Origin of the sequence: Roseinatronobacter sp. (assembly GCF_051859525.1) — a bacterium.
GTDB lineage: Bacteria > Pseudomonadota > Alphaproteobacteria > Rhodobacterales > Rhodobacteraceae > Roseinatronobacter.
In genome coordinates this window covers 39,931-61,781 of record NZ_JBHYFM010000002.1, presented here as the reverse complement: position 1 = coordinate 61,781, position 21,851 = coordinate 39,931, and the positions used below count along the sequence as shown (strand labels likewise).

The 21,851-nt window shown below is 61.5% G+C and carries 20 protein-coding genes; 8 read left to right on the top strand and 12 right to left on the bottom strand.

Going from position 1 to position 21,851, the window contains the following annotated elements; translation table 11 throughout:
- The first annotated feature begins 5 nt into the window (after nt 1–5).
- A complete protein-coding gene (locus ACTIE1_RS03285; protein ID WP_439563257.1) occupies nt 6–1,022 on the top strand; it encodes a Gfo/Idh/MocA family protein in 1,017 nt (338 codons plus the stop codon).
- Between the two features lie 109 nt (nt 1,023–1,131).
- Here ACTIE1_RS03285 and ACTIE1_RS03280 read toward each other — a convergent pair whose 3' ends face one another.
- Both ACTIE1_RS03280 and ACTIE1_RS03275 read right to left on the bottom strand, forming a co-directional pair.
- Nucleotides 1,132–3,114 (bottom strand): hypothetical protein, encoded by a 1,983-nt coding sequence (locus ACTIE1_RS03280; RefSeq protein ID WP_439561659.1) that lies wholly within the window; start codon nt 3,112–3,114, stop codon nt 1,132–1,134.
- 214 nt (nt 3,115–3,328) lie between these two features.
- Nucleotides 3,329–4,504 carry an ATP-grasp domain-containing protein gene (locus ACTIE1_RS03275; RefSeq protein ID WP_439563256.1) on the bottom strand — a complete coding sequence of 392 codons (1,176 nt, stop codon included), beginning with the start codon at nt 4,502–4,504 and terminating at the stop codon, nt 3,329–3,331.
- A gap of 405 nt (nt 4,505–4,909) precedes the next feature.
- Between ACTIE1_RS03275 and ACTIE1_RS03270 the strand changes: the two genes are divergently transcribed.
- The 4 genes from ACTIE1_RS03270 to ACTIE1_RS03255 all read left to right on the top strand — a co-directional run bounded on the left by ACTIE1_RS03270 (nt 4,910) and on the right by ACTIE1_RS03255 (nt 8,675).
- The gene (locus ACTIE1_RS03270) at nt 4,910–5,887 is read left to right on the top strand and encodes a Bug family tripartite tricarboxylate transporter substrate binding protein (protein ID WP_439561657.1); all 978 of its coding nucleotides are present in this window, start codon (nt 4,910–4,912) and stop codon (nt 5,885–5,887) included.
- 12 nt (nt 5,888–5,899) lie between these two features.
- Nucleotides 5,900–6,346, top strand: coding sequence for a tripartite tricarboxylate transporter TctB family protein (locus ACTIE1_RS03265; RefSeq protein ID WP_439561656.1), 447 nt, complete (start codon nt 5,900–5,902; stop codon nt 6,344–6,346).
- On the top strand, nt 6,343–7,842 hold the full coding sequence (locus tag ACTIE1_RS03260) for a tripartite tricarboxylate transporter permease (protein WP_439561655.1): 1,500 nt from the start codon (nt 6,343–6,345) through the stop codon (nt 7,840–7,842). Before ACTIE1_RS03265 ends, ACTIE1_RS03260 begins: the two co-directional genes overlap by 4 nt.
- A 233-nt stretch (nt 7,843–8,075) precedes the next feature.
- Nucleotides 8,076–8,675 carry a PRC-barrel domain-containing protein gene (locus ACTIE1_RS03255; protein WP_439561654.1) on the top strand — a complete coding sequence of 200 codons (600 nt, stop codon included), beginning with the start codon at nt 8,076–8,078 and terminating at the stop codon, nt 8,673–8,675.
- Between the two features lie 130 nt (nt 8,676–8,805).
- Here the strand turns inward: ACTIE1_RS03255 and ACTIE1_RS03250 are convergent, their stop codons facing one another.
- The 10 genes from ACTIE1_RS03250 to ACTIE1_RS03205 form a co-directional block, all read right to left on the bottom strand.
- Entirely contained in the window at nt 8,806–10,467 is a 1,662-nt protein-coding gene (locus ACTIE1_RS03250; RefSeq protein WP_439561653.1) for a complex I subunit 5 family protein, read from the bottom strand.
- Nucleotides 10,464–11,927: a complex I subunit 5 family protein gene (locus ACTIE1_RS03245; RefSeq protein WP_439561652.1), complete on the bottom strand. Its 1,464-nt coding sequence runs from the start codon at nt 11,925–11,927 to the stop codon at nt 10,464–10,466. The genes ACTIE1_RS03250 and ACTIE1_RS03245 overlap by 4 nt, the downstream gene beginning before the upstream one ends.
- Nucleotides 11,924–13,393 carry a complex I subunit 5 family protein gene (locus tag ACTIE1_RS03240; RefSeq protein WP_439561651.1) on the bottom strand — a complete coding sequence of 490 codons (1,470 nt, stop codon included), beginning with the start codon at nt 13,391–13,393 and terminating at the stop codon, nt 11,924–11,926. Before ACTIE1_RS03240 ends, ACTIE1_RS03245 begins: the two co-directional genes overlap by 4 nt.
- Nucleotides 13,390–13,692: an NADH-quinone oxidoreductase subunit K gene (locus ACTIE1_RS03235; RefSeq protein WP_439561650.1), complete on the bottom strand. Its 303-nt coding sequence runs from the start codon at nt 13,690–13,692 to the stop codon at nt 13,390–13,392. The genes ACTIE1_RS03240 and ACTIE1_RS03235 overlap by 4 nt, the downstream gene beginning before the upstream one ends.
- Complete coding sequence (locus ACTIE1_RS03230) at nt 13,689–14,618, bottom strand: hydrogenase subunit MbhD domain-containing protein (protein ID WP_439563255.1); 930 nt, start codon at nt 14,616–14,618, stop codon at nt 13,689–13,691. Before ACTIE1_RS03230 ends, ACTIE1_RS03235 begins: the two co-directional genes overlap by 4 nt.
- Nucleotides 14,615–14,905: a cation:proton antiporter gene (locus ACTIE1_RS03225; RefSeq protein WP_439561648.1), complete on the bottom strand. Its 291-nt coding sequence runs from the start codon at nt 14,903–14,905 to the stop codon at nt 14,615–14,617. The genes ACTIE1_RS03230 and ACTIE1_RS03225 overlap by 4 nt, the downstream gene beginning before the upstream one ends.
- On the bottom strand, nt 14,902–15,234 hold the full coding sequence (locus tag ACTIE1_RS03220) for a monovalent cation/H+ antiporter complex subunit F (RefSeq protein WP_439561647.1): 333 nt from the start codon (nt 15,232–15,234) through the stop codon (nt 14,902–14,904). Before ACTIE1_RS03220 ends, ACTIE1_RS03225 begins: the two co-directional genes overlap by 4 nt.
- On the bottom strand, nt 15,231–15,719 hold the full coding sequence (locus ACTIE1_RS03215; RefSeq protein WP_439561646.1) for a Na+/H+ antiporter subunit E: 489 nt from the start codon (nt 15,717–15,719) through the stop codon (nt 15,231–15,233). Before ACTIE1_RS03215 ends, ACTIE1_RS03220 begins: the two co-directional genes overlap by 4 nt.
- A 98-nt stretch (nt 15,720–15,817) precedes the next feature.
- The gene (locus ACTIE1_RS03210; protein ID WP_439561645.1) at nt 15,818–17,563 is read right to left on the bottom strand and encodes a phosphoenolpyruvate hydrolase family protein; all 1,746 of its coding nucleotides are present in this window, start codon (nt 17,561–17,563) and stop codon (nt 15,818–15,820) included.
- Between the two features lie 110 nt (nt 17,564–17,673).
- A complete protein-coding gene (locus ACTIE1_RS03205) occupies nt 17,674–18,390 on the bottom strand; it encodes a phosphoenolpyruvate hydrolase family protein (protein WP_439561644.1) in 717 nt (238 codons plus the stop codon).
- Between the two features lie 140 nt (nt 18,391–18,530).
- Here ACTIE1_RS03205 and ACTIE1_RS03200 point away from each other — a divergent pair, with 140 nt between their 5' ends.
- The 3 genes from ACTIE1_RS03200 to ACTIE1_RS03190 all read left to right on the top strand — a co-directional run bounded on the left by ACTIE1_RS03200 (nt 18,531) and on the right by ACTIE1_RS03190 (nt 21,809).
- The gene (locus tag ACTIE1_RS03200; protein ID WP_439561643.1) at nt 18,531–19,424 is read left to right on the top strand and encodes a branched-chain amino acid ABC transporter permease; all 894 of its coding nucleotides are present in this window, start codon (nt 18,531–18,533) and stop codon (nt 19,422–19,424) included.
- Nucleotides 19,421–20,431, top strand: coding sequence for a branched-chain amino acid ABC transporter permease (locus ACTIE1_RS03195; RefSeq protein WP_439561642.1), 1,011 nt, complete (start codon nt 19,421–19,423; stop codon nt 20,429–20,431). Before ACTIE1_RS03200 ends, ACTIE1_RS03195 begins: the two co-directional genes overlap by 4 nt.
- Before the next feature lie 148 nt (nt 20,432–20,579).
- Nucleotides 20,580–21,809 carry an ABC transporter substrate-binding protein gene (locus tag ACTIE1_RS03190; protein ID WP_439563280.1) on the top strand — a complete coding sequence of 410 codons (1,230 nt, stop codon included), beginning with the start codon at nt 20,580–20,582 and terminating at the stop codon, nt 21,807–21,809.
- Nucleotides 21,810–21,851 lie beyond the last annotated feature (42 nt).

The window sequence follows — 21,851 nt, the reverse complement described above, 5'->3', positions numbered from 1 at the left end:
GATACATGCAGGATGACGAACCGATGACCACACCATTGAAAGTTGCCATTGCCGGCGCAGGCGCAATAAGCGAATTCCACCTGAAAGGATGGCAGGCGCAGTCCGGTGTTGAACTGGTGGCGATTTGCGACCCGGATGCGCAAAAGGCCCGCGCACGCGCCGATGAATTCGCCATTGCGCATGTCTACACCGACACAGCCCGCATGCTGAGCGAGGCGCGCCCCGACGCGCTGGACATCATTACGCCCGTGGGCACGCATGCCCCCCTTGTGCGCATGGCGGCCGCGCAGGGCATTCACGTCATGTGCCAAAAGCCCATGACCCCCACCGTGGCCGAGGCAGAGGCCCTGATTGCCGATGTGGGCGAGGGAATCCGCTTCATGGTGCATGAAAACTACCGGTTCCGGCCCCATTACGCCGAAATCGCGCAGCGGGTGCAGGGCGGCCAGATCGGGCGTTTGCGGCACGCCAGATTGACAGTGCGATCCGCGTCACTGCTCAGCTATGGCGATACGCCTGCGTTCTTGCTGAATCGTCAGCCCTATCTGGCGGAATTCCCGCGCCTTCTGGTGTTCGAGGTGCTGATTCACCATCTGGACGCGCTGCGGTCCATTCTTGGCGAGATGCGCGTTCTTGATGCGCGGCTGGACAGGATGAACCCCGCCTTGAAAGGCGAGGATGTGGCGCTGGTGACACTGCAATCGCATGACGGCGCGATTATTACGATTGATGCCAATATCTCGGCGTTGGGGTATCCGGATCTGCCGACCGACCGGCTGGAATTGCTGGGCGAGGCAGATACGCTGGTCTATGACCGCGACCGCATCACGCTGCTGTCCCGCCCTGATGAGGTGTCGATTCATGATCTGGCGGCAAACTATCAGGCGTGTTTCACTGGTGCGGTGACCGAATTTGTCACTGGTCTGCGCACAGGTCGCCCGTTTGCCACCGACCGGCTGGACAATCTGCAAACCCTGCGCCTGATGGAGGCAATTTACAACAGGGCAGGCGGCGGCGCGTAACCGCAAGGGCACCGTGACGCGCTGTCATACGGCCACAGCACTGGCCTCGATTGCCAGCCCGAAGCGGTGCAAGGGAAAGCCGCCCGCGCATTTTCGGGGTCAATGGGGGTCAGTGCCGGTTTCTGGCCCAGCTTTGCAGTGCAAGTTCGCGGATGGCCAGAATTTCCGCGTCGTCAACAGGCACTTCAGACGCCGTTTTCAGCCCGTCATCATGGAAGATATACAGCCGCGACGCGAATTGCGCAAAAGGCAGCGATGCTTCGCCCAGTCGTTCACCGTTGCCGCTGGTTGACACCACAATGCCGTGGCCCCAATCCTGCCCGCTGTCATTATTGGGATTGAAAAAATAGACGCGCATCACGGCTGATTGGTCAAGCGCGACCCGAATGATGGAAATCGCATGCCAGCCGACAAAGACGCCCTGACTGTCGGTCACGGCAATGCCTGCGGGTTGTGGATGGATGACAGGTTCATTGCCGTTATGAAGCGGGTGATATGCTATGTGAAAATCGCGTATGAACCGGTCATAGGCGTGCAGTTTGCCGGTCGCAATGTCCACAGCGATGTGAAATTCGCGCCCGACCCACCAGCCGTGCAGTTCGGGGTTTATCCAGCGGTGCGGATCTTCGCCGCGTCCGGCGACCAGACGGCCCATTTCGGCATATATCCGGTCCAGATGTGGCACCAGCACAACCGAAACCGGGTCCGCATCCAGCGGGGTGTGCAGGGCAAGTCCCGCAGGCAACAGGGCGGAGTCCAGTGGCTGCCCTTCGAAATGCATGACGATCCGGTCATTTGCTGTGGCCTGTGCAAGCTGCCACAGCAGATAGTCGGGATCGTTCAGCGCCCACATGGACAAGGCCCGCGCCGACTGGCAGGTGGGGTTGTTCCCTTGACCGATACCCAAGGGCTGGCCCAGCAGCATCATCACACCTGCAACAAGCCGCTGATGCGGTGCAGGGTCCGCACCGAAAGCCGCGTTCAGGTTGCTTTCGCATTCCGCAGTCAGTTTCGACCCCAACAGCCGCCATAGCGACGGGGCGATCGGGGGCGAATACAGAATGCCGCGTTCCAGCATCAAGGCGATCCCCAGAACCGCCTGCGCGGTGCCGGGCCGGACGGCCACGTCAATTAGTTGCTGCACTAGCGCCTGATAACACCGAAGCGAATCCAGCCCTGTGCTGCTAAGCCCAAGCGCATCTGCCAAAAGATGGCTTTGGCCGCTTTGCAGCACAAACCGCAGGAATGCGGCATGATAATCCGACACAAGGCCCGTATCGTGCATGGCGCGTGCCATGCCGGTGGCTTCGGCCTGCAAACAGCCGGTGTCTGCGGCGGCCAGTCGATCAAGATACACGTCCAGCCCCGGATCTTCGCGACATAATTCAGTCGGCCCGAACAACGCACTTATCAGCCTGTCGGCACCCAGCCGCGTATCACTGGCATTGAAGGTCTGGCCGTTTTCATTCATGGCAAGCGCGATTTGCAGGATCATCGACTTGACGTGATCAAGCTGGATGGGACGCTGACGCAAAATGCGCCAGACTTCCTCGACAAGCTGACCAAGGATCCCCTCTGTTCCGACATTCGCAAGGATGTGTTGCAGCAGTCTGTCGACGGCGCTGTCCATCTCGCTGGCCTGAACGCGGGCCGCTTCATGATGCGCCCCAAGGATACGGTCCAGATTCAGTGCCAGCACCTGAGCCAGAAAATGCCGCGCATGCTCGACCGGCAAACCCGGTTGCGATTGCGTGCCTTTCGCGACAGCCAGAAACCGCAGCAGACTGGTGCATTCCAGCGCCACGGTCCGCGGCTCTGACATTTTCAGCGTGTTGCCAACCATTCCGGGAACAAGGCTTGCGGGAACGGCCCAGTCTGTGCCGTCGAATATGCCAGCCTTGACCAGTTCGGCCATGCGCGACTCTATGGCCGCGATCCCCTGCGGGTGCTTCAACACCCGCTTGAGGGTGTCAAGCATGCGCCCTTGATATGTCGCCTTGCCAGCAGTTGATGCGGTGGCCAGCTGGGACAACACATGATCAAAGCTGCGCATGATCGCGATAAGGGCGTCGTCGTGAAAGCTGGTGGTCATCCGTGGTTGTCCTGTTTCGCGCAAGAGCGCTGGCTATGGTGTCATGGCCAACCTTGCGGCTGCCTTGGCATAGCACAACCCTGCAGGCTGTGATTTTATGGCTTGCGTAACAATCGCGCCGCATTGCGAACGGAACGGGCGGCTTGCGCGGGCTGCCCTATCACGGACGAAAAGGTCATGGCGCGCAGGCCGCGCCAGCGTTACCCGCGCCATGTCAGACGTAGAAGTCAAGGTCTTCCTGCGCCTTCAATAAATCACGCAGCCGGTGCGGGTCGTCGCCGAAGAAATAGACCAGCCCCCAATGCGTGCCGAACGCCGATCGCTTGGTCACCTTCGATTCCATCGGGGGCGCAAGCTCGTGAAATTCGAAATAGGGGTCGTTTTCGGTTTCCGGCGGAATGCTGAGTTCGCTGACCACGCGGCGGCGGGGGTAGACGCCGAAACACCCCGCATGCCCCTTGGCATCCTGCACGGGGGTCGGGAAAAATGCATCCAGTTCATCCTGCGTTGCCTTCGGGTCGAACGCCAGCACAAGCGCCTGATAGGCGTTGAAACCATAGGCGCGTTCCATCAGTTCAAACGCGTTGAACCCCGGCGGGCGGTAGGCCACTTCGCCAAAATACATCGTGCCGTCATTGGTCACGAAATACTCCGGATGAATAAAGCCGAAATCGATGTCAAACACCTCGATCAGTTTTTCGATCTGTTCGGTGATCTTGGCGCGGTATTTTTCCAACTCGGGCGTGGCGGGCACAAAGACGGAATAGCCCAAGGTCACATATTCCGAGATGTTCAGAAACTGTATTTTGCGGTCCTTGATCCATGCTTCAACTGCGAATTCCCAACCATCCAGATGTGATTCAAGCAGTGCCGGGAATTCGTCATCGGCAATCGCGGCCACATCGTCGGGCGAACGGATCACGCGGTGCCCAAGGCAACCCGCCTTGTCAAACGCCTTGAAATGAATGGGGTCGTTGGGGTCGCCATCCAGCTTCAGCAGCGTCTGGTTCACGCGCTTCAGGAAACGGATCACGTCGCTTTGATCCATTGCTTCCTCGAATATTCCCACACGGATACCACCAAGCTGCGCGCGGCGCTTCATCAGGGATTTGTCCCGAAACAGCATCGACTGGCCCAACAGGCGCGGGTTGTCCATGATCACCGAATTGACCGCCCCCGCCCATTCGACGGTTTCCTCGAACAGTGGTATGGCGACATCGACGCCCATTTCCTTCAATTTTGTCGAAAGCTCGAATGACCGGTCATTCAGTCGCTCGAAATCCCAACTGACGAATGGAATGCCGTGTTGCGCCGCGTAGTCCTCGGCCCATTGCGGGGCAACGATCACATAGCGGCGGTCAAATCTCTCCAGCGCATCAATGCATCTCAAGCTCCATCCTAGGATGGCAATATAGCCTTTCTGTGGGTCTTTGGTTTGCACGATCTCTCCTTCAGTAAGGGGTTTTGTTGTAATAGGGTCAGTCATCTTTTCATATTTGATTTGATAACATAAAGTATTTCTTTGCGCCACCTTGGCAAGGAAGTAGTCATAAATTCTAATAAAACGCCAATTTTACGCTGCTTGGCATGCGGGGCGTTAAAGATTTACTTTGATAATCGAAGTTTTATTCCCCTGCCGGGGGTGGTCGGGCTGTGTGCCCTGTCAGCCAAGTGTCTGCGCGTTGGTTTCCATTTGGCCGTTATGTCCCGGAAATGCGCTTGCGGCGTGGCCGGTAGGCATTGCAATCGCCGATGGTTTGGTATCTTTTGACGTGGAAAATTGGAGGAGATGATCGTGAAATATCAGTTTACCCGTCGCATGGCGCTTGCCGGTGCAGTCGCCTTGACCGCCGTTCCCGCATTCGGGCAAGACGCATGGCCCACCGCGCCTGTGCGTGTTTTTGTCGGTTTTCCGGCCGGTTCCTCGCCTGATACACTTGCGCGCATCGTCACGGATGAACTGGCGCAACGGTTGGGGCAACCTGTTGTGATCGAAAACCGGCCTGGCGCAGGTGGCGTGATCGGCATTCAGCAAATGCTGGTTTCGGCCGGTGACGGGCACACATTTGGCACAACGATCAACGGCCCGCTGACGACGGCGCAACGCATGATGGACAGCACCGGCTTCGATGCACAGACTGACATTCTGCCAGTGACGCTGATTGCAACCTCGCCCTTGGTGCTGGCCGTATCTGCCGCTGGCGATATCGATGATCTGGAAGGCTTCATTGCGGCTGCGGGTGCCGGTGACGAAGCAATCGCCTATGGGTCGGTCGGGCAGGGGTCGGGTGCGCATCTGACTGCGGAATTGTTCGCGACCGAAGCAGGGGTCAGCATGCTTCATGTCCCCTTCACCAGCTATGCCGAGGTCACAACCTCGATCCTGGGTGGCGAGATTGACGCCGGTTTCATGGCCCCATCCGCCGCGCTGCCCTTTGTGGAGGCGGGAACCATGCGCATGCTTGGCATGACATCATCCGAACCCTTCGCGCAGGCCCCCGATGTGCCCCTGATCGCGGGAAATGCCGGTTTGCCCGATGATTTCCGCGCCGAGCTGTGGAATGCGTTTATCGCGCCTGCCGGAACGGATGACGCAATTATTGAACGGCTGAACACCGAGATCGTCGAAATTCTGGCAGATCCTGCGGTTCAGGAACAGTTGCTGACAATTGGCTGGCAGGCCGCGCCAGGATCGGCAGATGACCTGCGCCAGCGCATTGTTGACGACACGGCCATGTGGGGCGCGGTGATCGACCGCGTGCAGGCGCAGTAAAAAGGGTCGGACATGCAGCGCGACTGGCCTGATATTTTCGGCGGCCTGATACTGGCCGCCATAGGGGTCGGCGCTGCTGTCTGGGCATCCATATATTATGATCTGGGAACCCTGCGCCGAATGGGGCCGGGGGCATTTCCTGTGGTCCTGGGGGGCGCGCTTTTCGTGCTGGGAATGGTTATTGCAGTGCCGGCACTTCGGCGCGCCGGCGTCGCACCGAAGGTTGAACCCGCCGCCGCGGCAGCGGTTCTGGTGGCGATCGTGATTTTTGCGCTGGGCCTGACGCGTCTGGGCCTTGCGGCCACAACGGCTGCCACCGTTCTGGTGGCCAGCCTGCCCGCGCCGCGCAAGGGGTGGGTCTGGCGTATTTTGCTGGCCGTTGCCGTCACGGCGCTGACTGTGCTGGTGTTCTCTGTAGGGCTGCGCATGACCCTTCCAGTGTGGCCGCGCCTGTCATGACCACTTGGGAAGGGCTGTTATTCGGCATCAGTTTCGTTACCCAGCCCGAGGTGCTGGTTTATTGCCTGCTGGGCGTGGTTTTGGGCACCTTTGTCGGCGTGTTGCCAGGCATTGGCGCGATGGCCGCCATTTCGCTGCTGCTGCCCATCACCTATTACATCACTGCCGAGGCCGCGTTGATCATGCTGGCCGGTGTCTATTATGGCGCGCAATATGGCGGCGCGGTTGCGTCCATTCTGTTGCGGCTTCCCGGTACCCCGCAATCAGCAGTGACCACGCTGGACGGATACCCGATGGCGCAAAGCGGGCGTGCGGGCGTTGCGTTGTTCACGGCGATGGTGTCATCCTTCACCGGCTCGATCATCGGGATACTTGTTCTGGTGGTGCTGGCGAACTGGTTGTCCCGCGCAGCAACGGCATTTGGCGCGGCCGATTACGCGGCCATGATGATCCTTGGCCTTGTTGCGGCATCCACAATCGGTTCATCCCGTCCGGCCAAGGGCTTCGCCATGGTCACGCTGGGGCTGTTGTTGGGCTGCATCGGCACGGATGTGAATTCCGGCACGCAGCGTTTCACCTTCGGCCAGACGGAATTTCTGGACGGGATCAACCTTGTGGCCTTGGCCATGGGGCTGTTCGGCGTGGCCGAGGTTATAGCCAATGTCCGCAACCCTGACCGGCAGGGCGTGGCCGAGCGTATAGGGCTGCGGCGGCTGATGCCAAGACGCGATGATTTGCGGCGTATGGTGCTGCCCACGATGCGCGGCAGCGCGCTTGGCAGTTTCTTTGGTGCATTGCCCGGTACCGGATCAACCCTGTCATCGTTCCTGAGTTATTCGATGGAACGCCGCATTGCGCGCCAGCCCGAACGGTTCGGCAAAGGCGCCGTCGAAGGCGTGGCCGGTCCTGAATCCGCCAATAATTCCGCCGCCATCACCGCCTTTGCGCCCACGCTGACGCTGGGCATACCGGGCGATCCGATTATGGCGTTGTTGCTGGGCGCGCTGGTGATACATGGCATCCAGCCCGGCCCGATGATGCTGGAGGCGCGACCCGAAATGTTCTGGGGGCTTGTCGCCAGTTTCGGGATCGGAAACCTGTTGCTGCTGATCCTGAACCTGCCGCTGATCGGGATCTGGGTGTCGATGTTGCGCATTCCGTTCAACTATCTTTATCCGGCGATTATCGTGTTCCTGTGCCTTGGGGTGTATTCGGTCAGGGGGCTTCCCTTCGATATTATGGCGGTCGCTGGCATCGGGTTGGCGGGGTATTTGTTGGCCATTGCCAAATTCAGCCCCGCATTGCTGTTGCTGGGATTCGTGTTGGGGCCGCTGATTGAAACAAACCTGCGCCGCGCTTTCCTGATCTCGCGCGGTGATCCGATGGTGTTTCTTGAAAGGCCGATTGCGGCAGGTTTCGTGATTGCAACCGTGGCGCTTTTGCTGCTGCCTGTCTGGCAGATGTGGCGGCGGCGCAGTGCTGCAAGGGCCAGATAGGCCCTTTGCCATCGTGTGATGTTTTATGTTCCGGCTAAAATCGGAAATACCGGCATTTCAAGCGTGCCCTGTTCAAGATATTGAAAAGATTTAAACTTTTTCAGCGGCAGGCGGAACTTTGCCAATGGCTGACCCATGTGGGAAACCTGTTTGTGGATAACCGGGTTGTGATTGCAGGGCGGTAAGTATTCCCTTTTCCGGAGTCTGTATGCCGCCAGAAAATGGAGGTTATCATGCAACGACTACTTTTGACATCTACACTTATCGCCCCCTTTCTTGTGGGATCGGTGCTTGCTCAGGACGCGCCAGCGCCCACAGATCAGGCAGATCCGCTGATGGGCGAGCAGATAGACACCATGCCGGACGATGGCATGGGCGCAGATGATGGGCTGGACATGGACGATAGCATCGACATGGACGCGCCTGCCGAAGTCGACATGGCTAGCCCTGATGAAATGACAGAGCCTGCGGGAGATACAATTGTCCAGCAGCAAGCCCCGAACGAGCTGCGGGTGGACTGGATCACCGGCACGACAGTCCGGTCCCTTCAGGACGAGAGTATCGGCAGTATCGGCGATCTTATCATTGATCAGGACACGAACGAGATTACCGCAGCAATCCTGTCGGTTGGCGGGTTTCTGGGCATCGGCGCAAAACAGATCGCAGTGCGTTTCGACGAGCTTGTGATCGATTTTGACGCGCGCGAGATCCAGCTTGATATGACGCGCGAACAGGCTGATGAAGCGCCGGAATATGTGTTCCGTGAACGCACCGATCTGCCTGCACCCGTGGTCACGAATGGCGCGGATGCGCCGCTGGCTCCGCTGGATTGATACCCTGCTGACGGGATGTGATGACGATCATTTCGCGTGCCAGTGTCCCGCTTGCCAATTCAAGGGCACCCGAGTTCCCTCGGGTGCCTTTTGTTGTGTGCCGTCCGGCAAAGCGGTAAGCCGCGCAGCGTTACGGGGTCACAATAGCAAGCGCAGTGAACAAACCTGCCGCAGCAAACAGCATGACACCGGCCTGCGGCCATCTGCGGATCATGCTTTCGGCATGGCGGGCACGCAGCAGGGCGCGCAGGGCTTTGCGCCCCAAGGTGTGGGCCGCGGTTCCGGTTGGGGCTGTATCGGTGGGCCGAACGGGAAACTGCCGCCATATCTGGCGGGCGGTGGCCAGAATATCACCGGGCGGGTAATCGGGCAGGGATAATTTGCGAACAAGCGCCACGCCGCCAAGCCCGATCACTACCGGCCACAGCCCGTCGATCATACTGGCCCAGCGCAATGCATAATTCCCCGCCAGCCCCGTCGCATTTGTCCACAAACCCCATGGCAGGGCGAGTGCGACCAGACCCAGAAGCGTGGCATTGAGCCACAGGGCAGGCCAGTGGGGCTGCCCCTTGGGCTGTTGGGAACCGGACTGCGCAAGACGCAAAAGGAACCAGCCCAGAACAAGCGTTGTTGTCACACCGCTAAGGGCCACCAGAAACGCCAGTCCGCCTGTCAGCCCGTCCTTGGCCGCCAGTTTGGCCAAGGCCCCGCCGGTCAGCGGTACCCCCGCCACAGACACTGCAATGGCAGCAGCAACCAGCAGGGTGGCATGACGCTGGCGTGGGCTTGTGGCGGCCAGCAGGATGCCAACGCACAGAAACAGGCAGGCCTTGGCCAGCCCGTGATGCAGGGCATAGAAGGCCAGATTACCGGAACCGGCACCCATCAGCATCAGCATCAGTCCCATCTGGCTGACGGTGGAATAGGCCAGAACCGCCTTCGGGTTGCGCTGCGTCAGCCCCCATAATGCGGCCCCGAATGCGCCCAGTATTCCCGCAGTGATCAACACGCCGGACCAGCCGGACCCGTCGGGCAGGAACAACACCATGCCGATCAGCCCTGCCTTGACGATTGCGCCGGACAACACCGCCGATCCGGGCACAGGGGCCGCAGGGTGCGCCACCGGCAACCATATGTGCAAGGGCACCATACCCGCCTTGATGCCAAAGCCCAGCACCAGCGCGCCCAGCCCCCATTGCCCCAAGGGCGCATCAGCGAATGCGGCGCGCACCGTGGCGATTTGCAAGTCTTCGGCCGCGGCGGCCCCGATCATCAGCCCGATCAGCAACGCGGCCTCGCCCAGCACGGCAAGCGTGATATACAGCTTGCCCGCAGAAAGGGCCTTGGCGGTGCGGTCATGCACGACCAGAAACCATGCTGCCAGCGACACTGCGGCAAATGCCAGATAGAAGGTGACAACATCCCCCGCCAGAAAAACACCCAGATTTCCTGCCAGTGTGATGCACCAGAACCCTGCAAGAACCCCGCTATGTTGCCCTGCCCGAAGTGTCAGGGCCGCATGTATGCCCGCTGCGATCCACACCAATGCGGTCATGCCAACCAGCAATGCGCCGCCCTGCACTGTGGCCAGCGTAACCCCCAACAGCAAATCCGGCACGACCAGCCCGCCCGGCGCGCCCGCAAGTGCAAAGGCCAGCGCGGGCAACGGCGCGAATGGCAGCAGGCGCACGGCCCCTGCCTGCCAGCGTGGCACCACCGCCACCAGCCCTATCAGCAGCGGCCAGACAAGGACGCCCAAAGGCAGAAGGGAACCGGAATAAAAGCTGCTCATGGTCCATATTCCCGCGTGACGATAAGGGTGGCCCAACCCAGCGGGCTTATCGGGCTGGCGGCCAGCAGGCCCACCCCAACGGCGGCGGCGGCCGTTACAACTGCGGGCACAACCAGCGCTGGGGCGCGTTCATCGCCTGTCGCCGTGTCGTCCGCCGGCAGGAACCACAACCGGTACAGCAGGGGCAGGAAATACGCGGCATTCAGCAATGTGGACGCAACAAGCACGCCCAGCACCCATGGCGCACCAGCTTCCAGCCCGCCCAGCCCAAGGTAGAATTTGCTGACAAACCCCGCCAGCGGCGGCAATCCGATCATTCCCATGGCCCCCAGACTGAAACACACCGACGTCCATGGCAAGCGCCAGCCCATGCCGTTCAGCCCTGCGATTGTTTTGACGCCTGCGCGTTCATCATAAATGCCCGCGCAGAAAAACAGCGTGATTTTCATCAACCCCTGATGGATCAGGTGCACCAGCCCCCCAATCATGGCCAGCGGGCTGGCCAGTGCCGCGCCCAGCACAATATAGCTGACCTGACTGACCGTCGAATAGGCCAGCCGTTTCTTGATTTCGCCTTGCTGTAAGGCCCGCAGCGACCCCCAAATAATCGTCAGGGACGCCAGCAAGGCCAAAGGCCCCCCAACGCCAAGCGCCAGAACCGTGCCTGCGCCGAACACATCATAAATGATGCGCACCACCCCGAAAGCCCCCGCCTTGACCACGGCCACTGCGTGCAGCAATGCAGATACCGGCGCGGGGGCGGCCATTGCGGCGGGCAACCAGCCATGTAGCGGCACCAGCGCGGCCTTGACCCCCAGCCCGATCATGAACAAAGCGAAGATCGCGCGAAGCGTGGCGGGGTCAAGTGCGCTCAGGTCGGGCGGGTCGGTGAACAGGACCGGCCCTGTCGCACTTTCCAGCCAGATGATTGCCCACAGCAGCGCAACCGAACCGGGCAGGGCATAGGCCAGATATGCCCGCGCCGCTGCCATTGATGGTTTGTCTTGCTTATGTGCGACCAGCGGCCATGTGGACAGGGTCAGCAACTCGAAGAAGATAAAAAACGAGATTAGCGACCCCGACAATGCCAGTCCTGTAGTTGCGGCCACACACAGGCTGAAGAACCCGAAGAAACGCGATAATTCCGCCTTGGTGCCGAAATAGGCGATGGCGTAGATTGTGGTCAGAAACCACAGCGTTGCAGACAGGGAAATGAACAACAGCGCCAGCGCGTCCACCCGCAGCAGCATCACCAGACCGGGGGCAAGTGTCAGCGTGGCCTCATAACTGGCACCGCCTGCCACGGCGAACAGCATCCAGACAATCAACCCCAGTTTCAGCGCGGCCCCGCACAGGTTCAGCCCATTGCGCAGGGTATGGCTGTCTTGTGCAAGAAAGAACGTGATGCATGCCGGCACAAGCGATGTCAGCACGATCAGCACAGGCAGGGCGGCTGTCATAACCCCTCCGCCGCGGGGGGTGGCCGCCCGATCTGTAACAACTCGAACGGGGTGGCAGACAGCAGGCCCAGCAGGATGGACAGAAGCGCAAGCCCCAATGGAACGCATTGCCATGCACGCGCGACCGGGCGGGCAGCGATGTGGGCATCGCGCGCGAACAGGGCGGCCATGGGCCGGTAAAGATACGCAGCCGCCAGCAGGCCGCCCCCCGCCAGCACCAGTGCCCACCCCCATTGGCCCGCCGCAAAGGCCGATGTCATCAGCAGGTATTTCGCGGTAAACCCGCCGGATGGCGGTAGCCCCATCAGCGTGATTGCGGCCAGCGCGAAGGCAAACCCCGTCATCGGCAGTATGCGCGCCATCCCGCGCAGATCGCCCAGCCGGTCGCTGCCAATAGCGGCAATATAGATGCCCGCGCACAGGAACATTGCGGCCTTGGCCAGCCCGTGGCTAAGGGCTTGAAATATCGCGCCGGTCCATGCCCCTGCGGCCCATGGCTGCGCCGACCCGTCGCCCCCCGCCAGCGGGAAAACGAAGAACAGATACCCCAGTTGTGCCACGGTCGAATAGGCGATGATCAGCTTCAGGCGCTTTTGCACCAGCGCCAGAATGCCGCCCCATATGACGCCACCTGCGCCAAGCGCGGCCAGCGCCATCAAGGCGGCAGGGGTGGCCAGATCAGGCATCGCCTCGAACCACAAGCGGATCATAATCAGGAAGGACGCTTTCGGCACCAGCGCCGACAGCAACGCCGAGGCGGGTGCCGGTGCCCCCGCATGGGCAGGTGGCAGCCATACATGGAAGGGAAACAGCGCCGTCTTGGCCAGCAATCCCGCAGTCATCAGCCCCAGCGCCAGCGCATCGCTTGGGGCAGGCGTGCGCGTGGCCAGCAGGCCGATATCAAGCGTGCCATGTGCCGCATAAGCCAGCACCACCCCCGACAGATACAGAAGCGACCCCGCCAAGGCGAAGATCATGTATCGCAGCGCCGCTTCCAATGCCTTCGCGCTGCCCGAAATCGCGACCAACGCGACTGCCGCAAGGCTTAGGAGTTCGATCCCGACATACAGGTTGAACAGGTCGCGCGATACATAAACGGCATTCAACGCCCCCCATAACAACAGCATCAAGGGCCAGAACCCGAAGGCCACGCGCGCCCCTGCCGTATCCGGCCGCAACTCAAACCAGGCCGCGCAGGCCACTGCGCCCATGACCAGCGCACTCATGACCATCAGCGCGACCGCCAGCCCGTCGGCGCGCAGCGCAATGCCCAGCGGCGGCGCCCACCCCCCCAGATGCAACGTAACCGGCCCGCCATGCCAGACCACGCCCGCCAGCATCAGTGTTGCCGCTGTCACCAAGGCAGCCCCTGCCAGTGCGGTGGGCACATGTCCCCGTGCAGGCAGGACCAGCACGGCCAGTGCCGCGACAAGGGGCAGTGTCAGTGCGGCAACAAGCGCGGTCATGATGTGGTGTCTTCGTCAGCCAGAGTGACCGTTCCGGTGCTGCGCGCCAGCGCCACGACCAACGCCACTGCCAGCGCGCTTGCCGAAAGCGCGACGACAATACCGGTGATGATCAGGGCCTGCGGGATTGCATCGACCGCCCCGCCCCGCGCGCCCGCAGCGCCGAAGAACAGAAACAACCCCGATCCCATCAGATTGAAGGCAATGATCCGGCGCAGCAAATGCGGCAGTGCCAGCAGGCCATAGGTGCCAACCCCCATCAGCACAGCGCCGGTCAGTGCAAAGAGTGTCGGCATCATGGCCTGCCCTCTGCATCGACGGGCGGACCAATGACCAACAGGGCCAGCGTCACGGCAATCGACATGCTTAACGCGATCTCGATTGTCACGATCACCGCTTTTGCCACGTCGGGCGCTATGCTCAGGAACTCTCCCCCCAGCGCTGCGGCCACAAGTCCCGCGCCTAAAAACACCCCCGGCCCAAGGACAAGCGCAACCCGCAAACCGGATTGTGATATTTGTGGCGCGGGCAGAACATTGGCCATCAAGGCCACCAATCCGACAGCCGCCAGAACGGTGCCGCCCTGAAACGCCCCCCCTATGGATTCTGCGCCCGCCCAAACCAGATAGGCCCCGAAGACCAGCCCGACAGGCGGCAAAAGCCTGCCAAAACTGACCAGAACCCCACCTGACAGCGCATGATAGCGCGGCCCAAGCGGGGTGTTCCAATCCTCGTCGCGTGCCAGCATCCAGACCCCAAGCAGGGCTGCCAGCAACACGATGCTTTCCAGCAATGTGTCCCATGCCCGAAAGTTCAGCAAAACGGCTGTCACCGGATTGCCGACACCTGAGTCTGTCATCGCCTGCGACAGGTCCGGCACGGATGGGGCAGGCAGGGCGAACCATGCCCAGCCCAGTGCCCCCGCCACCGCAGCCCCCGCAAGGGCGGCAGGCAGGTTCAGCCCTGTGTTGCCCGCAACAGCTTTGGTGCGCATACGCCGCAACCGGCCATGTGCCGCCAGCAGCAGCACGCCGGTCAACCCCGCGCCAATGGCCGCTTCCGCAAGGGCCACATCGAACGCGCCCAGCCTTGCCCAGCCGATAGCCACAAAAAGCCCGTAGGTTATGAAGAAAATGATCGCGCGGAAAATCCCGCCGCCCGCGACAGTGGCAAGCGCCACGCCTGTGATCAAGGCGCAAAGCGCAAGGTCCAGTGCAAGGCTCATTCGTCCTCCTGCAATCCGGCAAGTGCAGCCCGCGCCACAAGTTGGGCAACGGTTCCTGCGGCCAGCAAGGCCAAAGCCCAGATCAGCGCCAGCATGGCCAGTTGGGCCCAGCTTTGGGTTTGAAAGGCCAGCCCGAGCGCGATGAACCCCAACCCCAGATTGTCAGCTTTGGTCAGTGCGTGCAGGCGGCTGAATGTGTCGGGAAAACGCAGCAGGCCGACCGTCCCCGCGACAAAGAACACCAGCCCCAATGCAGTCAGGGCATAGGTTGCCATATCGGCCATCATGCGCCTTCTCCCGGTTGTCGGGGGGCGGATTTCCGCGCCCAATCCTGTGGCGGGGGGGATTCTTCGGGATCGCCCGCGCCGTCAGGGGTTTGTGCCTTGACGAACCCCACCGCCGCCAATGCGGCCAGCAATGCCAAGGCCAGTGCCACAACCAGCAAGCCCCAGTCCTGCAAGGCGGCCAACACCATCAGGACGGCCACACCCCCTGTTCCGGCCAGTTGCGCCGCCATCATTCTGTCTGCCTGGGATGGGCCGCGCCAGACCCGCAACAGTGCGGCCCCAAGACTGGCCAGCAAGCCCAGTGCGACAATGTGCAACCAGACGCTCATGCCTTGTCCTTGGGGCGCTGGCCGATCATGGCCGCGATCTCGGCCTCCTCTCGGGGGATGGCGTGGTCAAACCCTGCTGTCGTGTCAAGCAGGTGCACGATCAACCTGCCCCGCGCGCTGCCAGCGCACAGGGTGCCGGGCATCAGCGACAATTCCCCGCCAAGCGCTGCGCGCGCGCCGTCTGGCAATGCGCTGGGCACGTCGATCCAGCCCGGCTGAAGGTGCATGCGCGGCGAGAATGCGCGCAAGGCCACATCTACCCCGCCCTTGACCGATCCAACGAAAAAACGCGGCACATGCCGAAGCAACCGCCAGAATGCAAACGGATGACGGGCGGGAAGCAACCACAGGCTTAGCCATGTGGCGGCCGCCGACACTGCCAGTCCGGGCGCAATGGCTGCGGGCTGTGCGCCCGTCAGCACCAGCCAGCCGCCGGTGAATAACGCTGCACGGTGCATCACCGCTTTCAGGAAAATTGCATCCATGCGGGAAGTTTAATGTGCGCCCTGCGCGCGGGTCAACCAGATAGCGCCCTGTCTGGGTAATGCGCTGGCGGCAACCGTCATTGCGCATCATGCGCGCGCTATTCCAGCAGCCCCATGCGGCGCATCTTGTTATACAGTGTCTTGCGCGACACGCCCAGATATGCGGCCGTGTCGCCGCGCCGGAACCGGTTCCGGCGCAGGGCATCCAGCAGCCAGTCCCGTTCAGTCAGGGGCTGTGTGGGCTGCGGGTCATCGTCAGTGGTGTCAGGTGATGTGGCAGGGCCGATGGCCGCCGACAATGCGGCAGACCCGATTGTCCTGCCTTCGCTGTGCAGCGCGGCACGGTCAATGACAGACCGCAGTTCGGGCGTGTTGCCCGGCCAGCCATGCGCCAGCAGCAAACGATAGCCATCTGCGGAAATCTGCTGTCCACCCCCAAGAATTGCCAGCCTGTGCCGCGCAAGCGCGGGCACATCTTCGGGGCGTTCGCGCAAGGGCGGGATCTCGATGCGACCGGCTTGCAGGCATTGCGCCAATGCGGGAACCAGATCCGGTTCGCCGCCTGCGTCCACAGTGCACACCAGCACAAGTCTGGCACCATGATCGGGCATTGCAGGCGCAGGCAGGCCGGTATTCACCATGTCCTGTTCCAGCCAGTCGGCAAGGCGGCGCTGCACGCTTGCGGGCAATGCTTCGGCATTCTCGATCACGACAGTTGCGTCGGGCTTGGCCAGCACGCCCTGTCGGCGCCGCGCTTCGCCGAACAAAAGCGCCTCTGGTGTGGCCTGCGGGTTTGTGGCGCGCAATGTCACCAAGGGGCCGTTGCGTCCCGACAGCGGATGCAGGGCACGCGCGATTGCCCCGCGGCCCAGGCCGGGCTCTCCGCAGATCAGGGCGGGGATGCGCGTGCCCGCAAGGCGTGTGACCTGTTCCAGCACCCCCAGCACGAATTCCGACTGGCCCACGATTCCTGCAATCCGCGCTGCCCGTCCCAGTTCGCGCGATTGTGCCGTATTGGCCTGTTTCAGTAGCCCGAACGCCTTGAACGCGGACGTGCGTTCGGTCACCGAAATTTCCAGCGGCACACGGTCCAGCGTGGAACCGCCGACATATCCGTCGGCGCTGGCCTCATCGCAGACGCGGAACATGTCATCGGGGCTGATGATCGGCCCGCCCTCGACAAAGCAAAGTGTGTCGGGGCTGCGGTTCCGGATGGATGTGAAAATGCGGCGCGCGCGATCTGCGGCTTCCGCGATGGTGAAGCTTTGGGCCACAGATTGTACGCCGCCCGCGTTCCAGCCGAAATTCAGGCAGATCATGGCAACACCCGCATCCATCAACAAGGCGATTTCGGCGCGGGTCTTGGCATAGCCGAAGGTCAGCAACCCCTGTCTTCGGGCCAGTGCCAGCATGCGTGCCTCGCGCTCGAAGCCAAGGTCGGCTTCTTCCAGCAACTGGCGGAACCGTCCGTCAAAATGGATACAGGACGGGAAATTCGCGATGCCCTGATACCCGACGTCACAGGCGTGCCGGACCAGTTGTTCCGGACTGGTCGAAGGGTCGAAACACGATGCCCCGAACAGGACCGGAACCGACACGCGGTCCAGAATTTCGCGCCGCGCGAACTGGTCGGTGAACTGGTTGGAATTGCTGAGCGGCAAAAGCGCGGCCAGCGAGGCCGCGCCCATGACCCTGTAGCGCCCTGCATTCAGTGCCAGCAGGAAATCTGCACCGCCGCGCACTGCGGCTTCTGCGGTCATGCCAACACCGATTGCCCCGCCAACCAGCAATGTCCCACTGCCGGGCGACTTCTTTTGCAGCATCTTGTTCAGTGTGGTGTCCATGGTTCCCGCCGGCCATCTGCGCAGGTGTTCAGCATATCCATCTGGTGCATCGGGAACAGTGGAAATGCGGCTTGCAGGCGCAATAGTCGGGTTTTACCCGTCCGGTCCGGTCAGCCATATATCACCAGACCATCAGCCAGCGCGCGCGCCGGATCAAGTTCCGCGCCATACGCCTCGGGGCAGAACAGGCGCAGCGGACCTTGGCAATGCGCGCGCAGCGCCTGCAGCGTATCAGCCGCCCCGCGCGCTGCAATCGCGCGGTTGCGCCAGTCACTTGATGGTGGACCGGGGTGAATCACAAGCGCGCTGGCGCCGTGATCCAGCAGGCGCAGGCCGTTATCCGCAGATGTCGCAAACCCCGTTACGGCCAGCCCTTCATTGGCGAAACGCGCCAGTATCTGGGCTTCGCGCCGCACACCCAGATCCGCACTGTCAAAGCCTAGCGCCGCCACACCGTCAATGATCTGGATGGTCGGGAAATTGGCCACGCCGCCGATGTTGTTTGCGCCCAGCAATGCAGTGATATCGCGCACCCGCAAGAACGGGTCCACGCAAAGCAGCGCGGCGATCATTCCTGCATGTGCGGATCGGGGCGCTGTTTCGCCGTCCGGTGCCGTGTCGCCAAGCGCGGCAGAAAATGCGCCGTTCACATCCAGAACCGGCAGCAATGCCAAAAGATCGCGTCGTGCAGCGGGCAAGCCAACCAGCCATGGGGCGAATATGCGCGCTTGCTGCGATTCGTGCCTGTGGTTCCGCCCGAACAAAGTGGCGCAGATCGGCAGATCCGGCAGCGGGTTCGTCGGCATGGTATCTGGTGACTTACCCATATTTACCCAATTATCCTGTAAAATGGCTGTGGAAACTTCGCGGCACGCCCTGCAAAATCGCCGCAACACAACACCAATTGATCGTCGCCGCACTGAGGGAGGAGCCAGCACGGCTGCCAGTGCCAGACGAGGAGGAAACCGTGTCCTTGCAGTTCATACTGACCGTCACCCTGAACGGGCTGACGCTTGCATCACTATACTTTATCGTCGCCTGCGGGTTCTCGTTGATCTTCGGGCTAATGCGGACTGTAAACATGGCGCATGGTTCCCTGTACATGGTGGGGGCCTATGTCGGGTTTGCGGTGTTTGACCCCCTCTATGCCTCAAGCGTGTGGGGCTCGCAAGCATGGCTGATTGGCGTTGTTGCGGGGATTGCCGCTGCCGCACTGGTGGGGCTGGTCATGCAGGTGGCCTTTCTGGGGTGGATGCAAGGGCAGGAACTGCGTCAGGCGCTGGTGACAATCGGTCTGTCAATTATCATTGCAGATCAACTGCTTGCGACCTTTGGCGGCAATCCGTTCCAGTTCTTTGCACCCGATATGCTGTTCGGGCCTGTGCAGGTTCCGGGCATCGGGCGCTATCCGGTGTTCCGGTTGTTCCAGGTCGGATTGGCGATTGCGGTGGGGGTCGGATTGTGGCTGCTGCTGAACAAGACCAAGCTGGGAATTGTGGTTCGTGCAGGGGTTGATGACCGCCAGATGCTAGCCGCCTGCGGGATCAATGTGCCACTGGTGGCGGCCACTGTCTTTGCCCTTGGCGCGGCGCTGGCGGGTCTGGGCGGTGTGATCGGGGCCACAGCGCAACCAATGGCGCTGGGTGTTGACGTGCGGTTCCTGCTGATGTCGCTGGTTGTGGTGATCGTGGGCGGCATGGGGTCCATTGGCGGCACGGCACTGGGCGCGCTGCTGATCGGTCTGGCCGAGCAATGGGGGCAGGTATTGTTCCCCACCTATTCCGTGATCCTGACTTTCGTGATCATGGCAGCGGTGCTGGCCGTCTGGCCCCAAGGCCTGTTGGGAAGGAAGCCCGTATGATCATCATGGATACACGCCGCTGGATCTTGACGGCAATCGGACTGGTTGTTCTGCTGTCATTGCCCTTGTTTCTGCCCAACTTCTGGCTGGTCAATATTTTCGGGCGCGCATTGGTTTATGGAATTGTCGCGCTGTCGCTGACCTTTCTGGCGCATTACGGGGGCTTTGTTTCGCTGGCACAAACCATGGTCGCGGGCGTTGCAGGGTATTCCGTGGCCATGATGGCCCCGACCGCCATTCCGCTGGGCGATGTGGCCTTGCCCTATGCGCTGGCCATACCGCTGGCGGTGCTGGCCGCCACGGTGGCGGGCGCTGTGGTGGGGCTGATCGCGGTGAATACGCGGGAAATATACCTGCTGATGATCACGCTTGCACTGGCTGTCGGTTTCAGCCTGTTTGCGCAGTCCAATATCACATGGTTCAACGGCTATGAGGGTATTCGCAATGTGGTCGGCCCCGAGATATTCGGCAAACCCTTCCGCACCCCGCTGGTGTTTTACTATACCGCGCTGATTGTCGCTGCATTGTTGTATCTGCTGGTTCTGTATGTGGTGCGCACACCATTTGGGCTGGTGTTGCAGGCGATCCGCGATTCAGACCGGCGCACGGCAGCGATTGGCTTTCATGTGGGTTTGCACCGCATTGCGGCCTTTGCGCTGGCCGGCTTCATCGCGGGTTGGGGCGGTGTGCTGATCACATTCTACAACATTGGCATTACCCCCAGTTCCATCGGGCTTTGGGCCACTGTGGGTGTGTTGATCATGGCGGTGATCGGCGGGCTGGGCCACCCGTTGGGGGCGTTTATCGGCGCGCTGATTTTCGCGCTGATGGATACATTCGCCTCTACCATCATCGGGCATGACAGGTTTAACACCCTGATCGGAATGGTCTTTCTGGTCATTGTGCTGCTGTCGCCGGACGGGGTCTGGGGCATAGGCAAGCGATTGCCGGCAGTGCTGGCAGGGCGCGCCCGAACCAAGGCAGCAAACAGCGGCGAGGTCCGCTGAACGACACGGCGCGGGACCGTGACCCGCCCGCGCCGCAATCCTGCTGATGCAAGGGTCAACGATATCATCGCCGGGGAGGAGGAAATCCGGCACAACAAGGAGGAGAGGATACATGTCAGTTTCGCGCAGACATACAACAGCCTGGGCAATGGGCACGGTGGCAGCAGTTTTCGCGCTGTCTGGTGCCATGGCGCAAGACCAGTCGCCCATTCGCATCGGGTCTATCACAACGCTGGAAGGGCCGTTCGCCACTGGCGGGCAGGATGCCTACCGCGCCATGGAAATGGCGTTTGAGGCGATTGATTATACGGTTGGCGGCCGCCAGATCGAGTGGATTCGTGAATCGTCCAATGCAACGCCTGACGTGGCGCTGGCCCGCGCCCGCAAGCTGATCGAACAGGACGAGGTTGATATCATCATCGGCCCGCTTTCGGGCGCAGAAGGGATCGCGCTGCGGGATTATTCCCGCACATTGGAGGGGCGGACGATCGTGAACGGGTCTTCGGGCGCTGCGGATACGACCCTGCGCGATGCGTCACCGAATTTCTTCCGTTTCAACACGGAAGGCACGCAATGGATGGCCGGACTTGGCACCCATGCCTATGAAGACATGGGGTCGCGCCATGTGGCCCTTGTGGCCGCTGATTATGCCTTCCCGTATGCGCAGGTCTTTGGCTTCATGCACGAGTATTGCGAGTTGGGCGGCGAGGTCACCAAGCTGTGGTCACCGCTGAACACCACCGACTTCTCGTCGATCATCGCGCAGTTTCCTGATGATATCGACGCAGTGTTGCTGATTCAGGGCGGAACCGACGCGCTGGCCTTCCTGACGCAATACGCCGAAGTTGGCGGCGATCTGCCCATCATCGGCGGGTCCATTACCGCGGACCAGACGCTGCTGTCCGCGCGCGGGCCGCACCAGCGTCTGATGGAAGGGATGGTGGCCGCAGGGCCGATTGCGGACCTGAATGATGACCCGAACTGGCAGGAATTCGTCGCAAACTACCGCGAACGCTGGCCGGACGGGTTTGATTCACCGTCGATCCACGCAGTGAACTACTACACCAACACGATCGCCGTACTTCAGGCGCTGGAAGAAGTGGGCGGGGATCTGTCGGACAATCAGGCGGCGTTCCAGGACGCGCTGGCGTCAATCGAGTTTACGGCCCCGACCGGTGCAAATGTCCGCCTTGACGAGAACCGTCAGGCCATTTCGGATATTTTCCTGACCCGCATCGTCAATGATGGCGGCACCATGCGCACGGAAGCCTTCGGGCGCACGCCGGATGTAAGCCAGACGCTGGGCATGGAAAGCGAGGCGTTTCTGGCGCTTGGCGCACCGTCGCGCGACAACCCGTCTTGCCCGCCAGCACGCTGAACGGCCTTGCCCGCCCCGTGAACAAGCGGGGCGGGCGTTTCC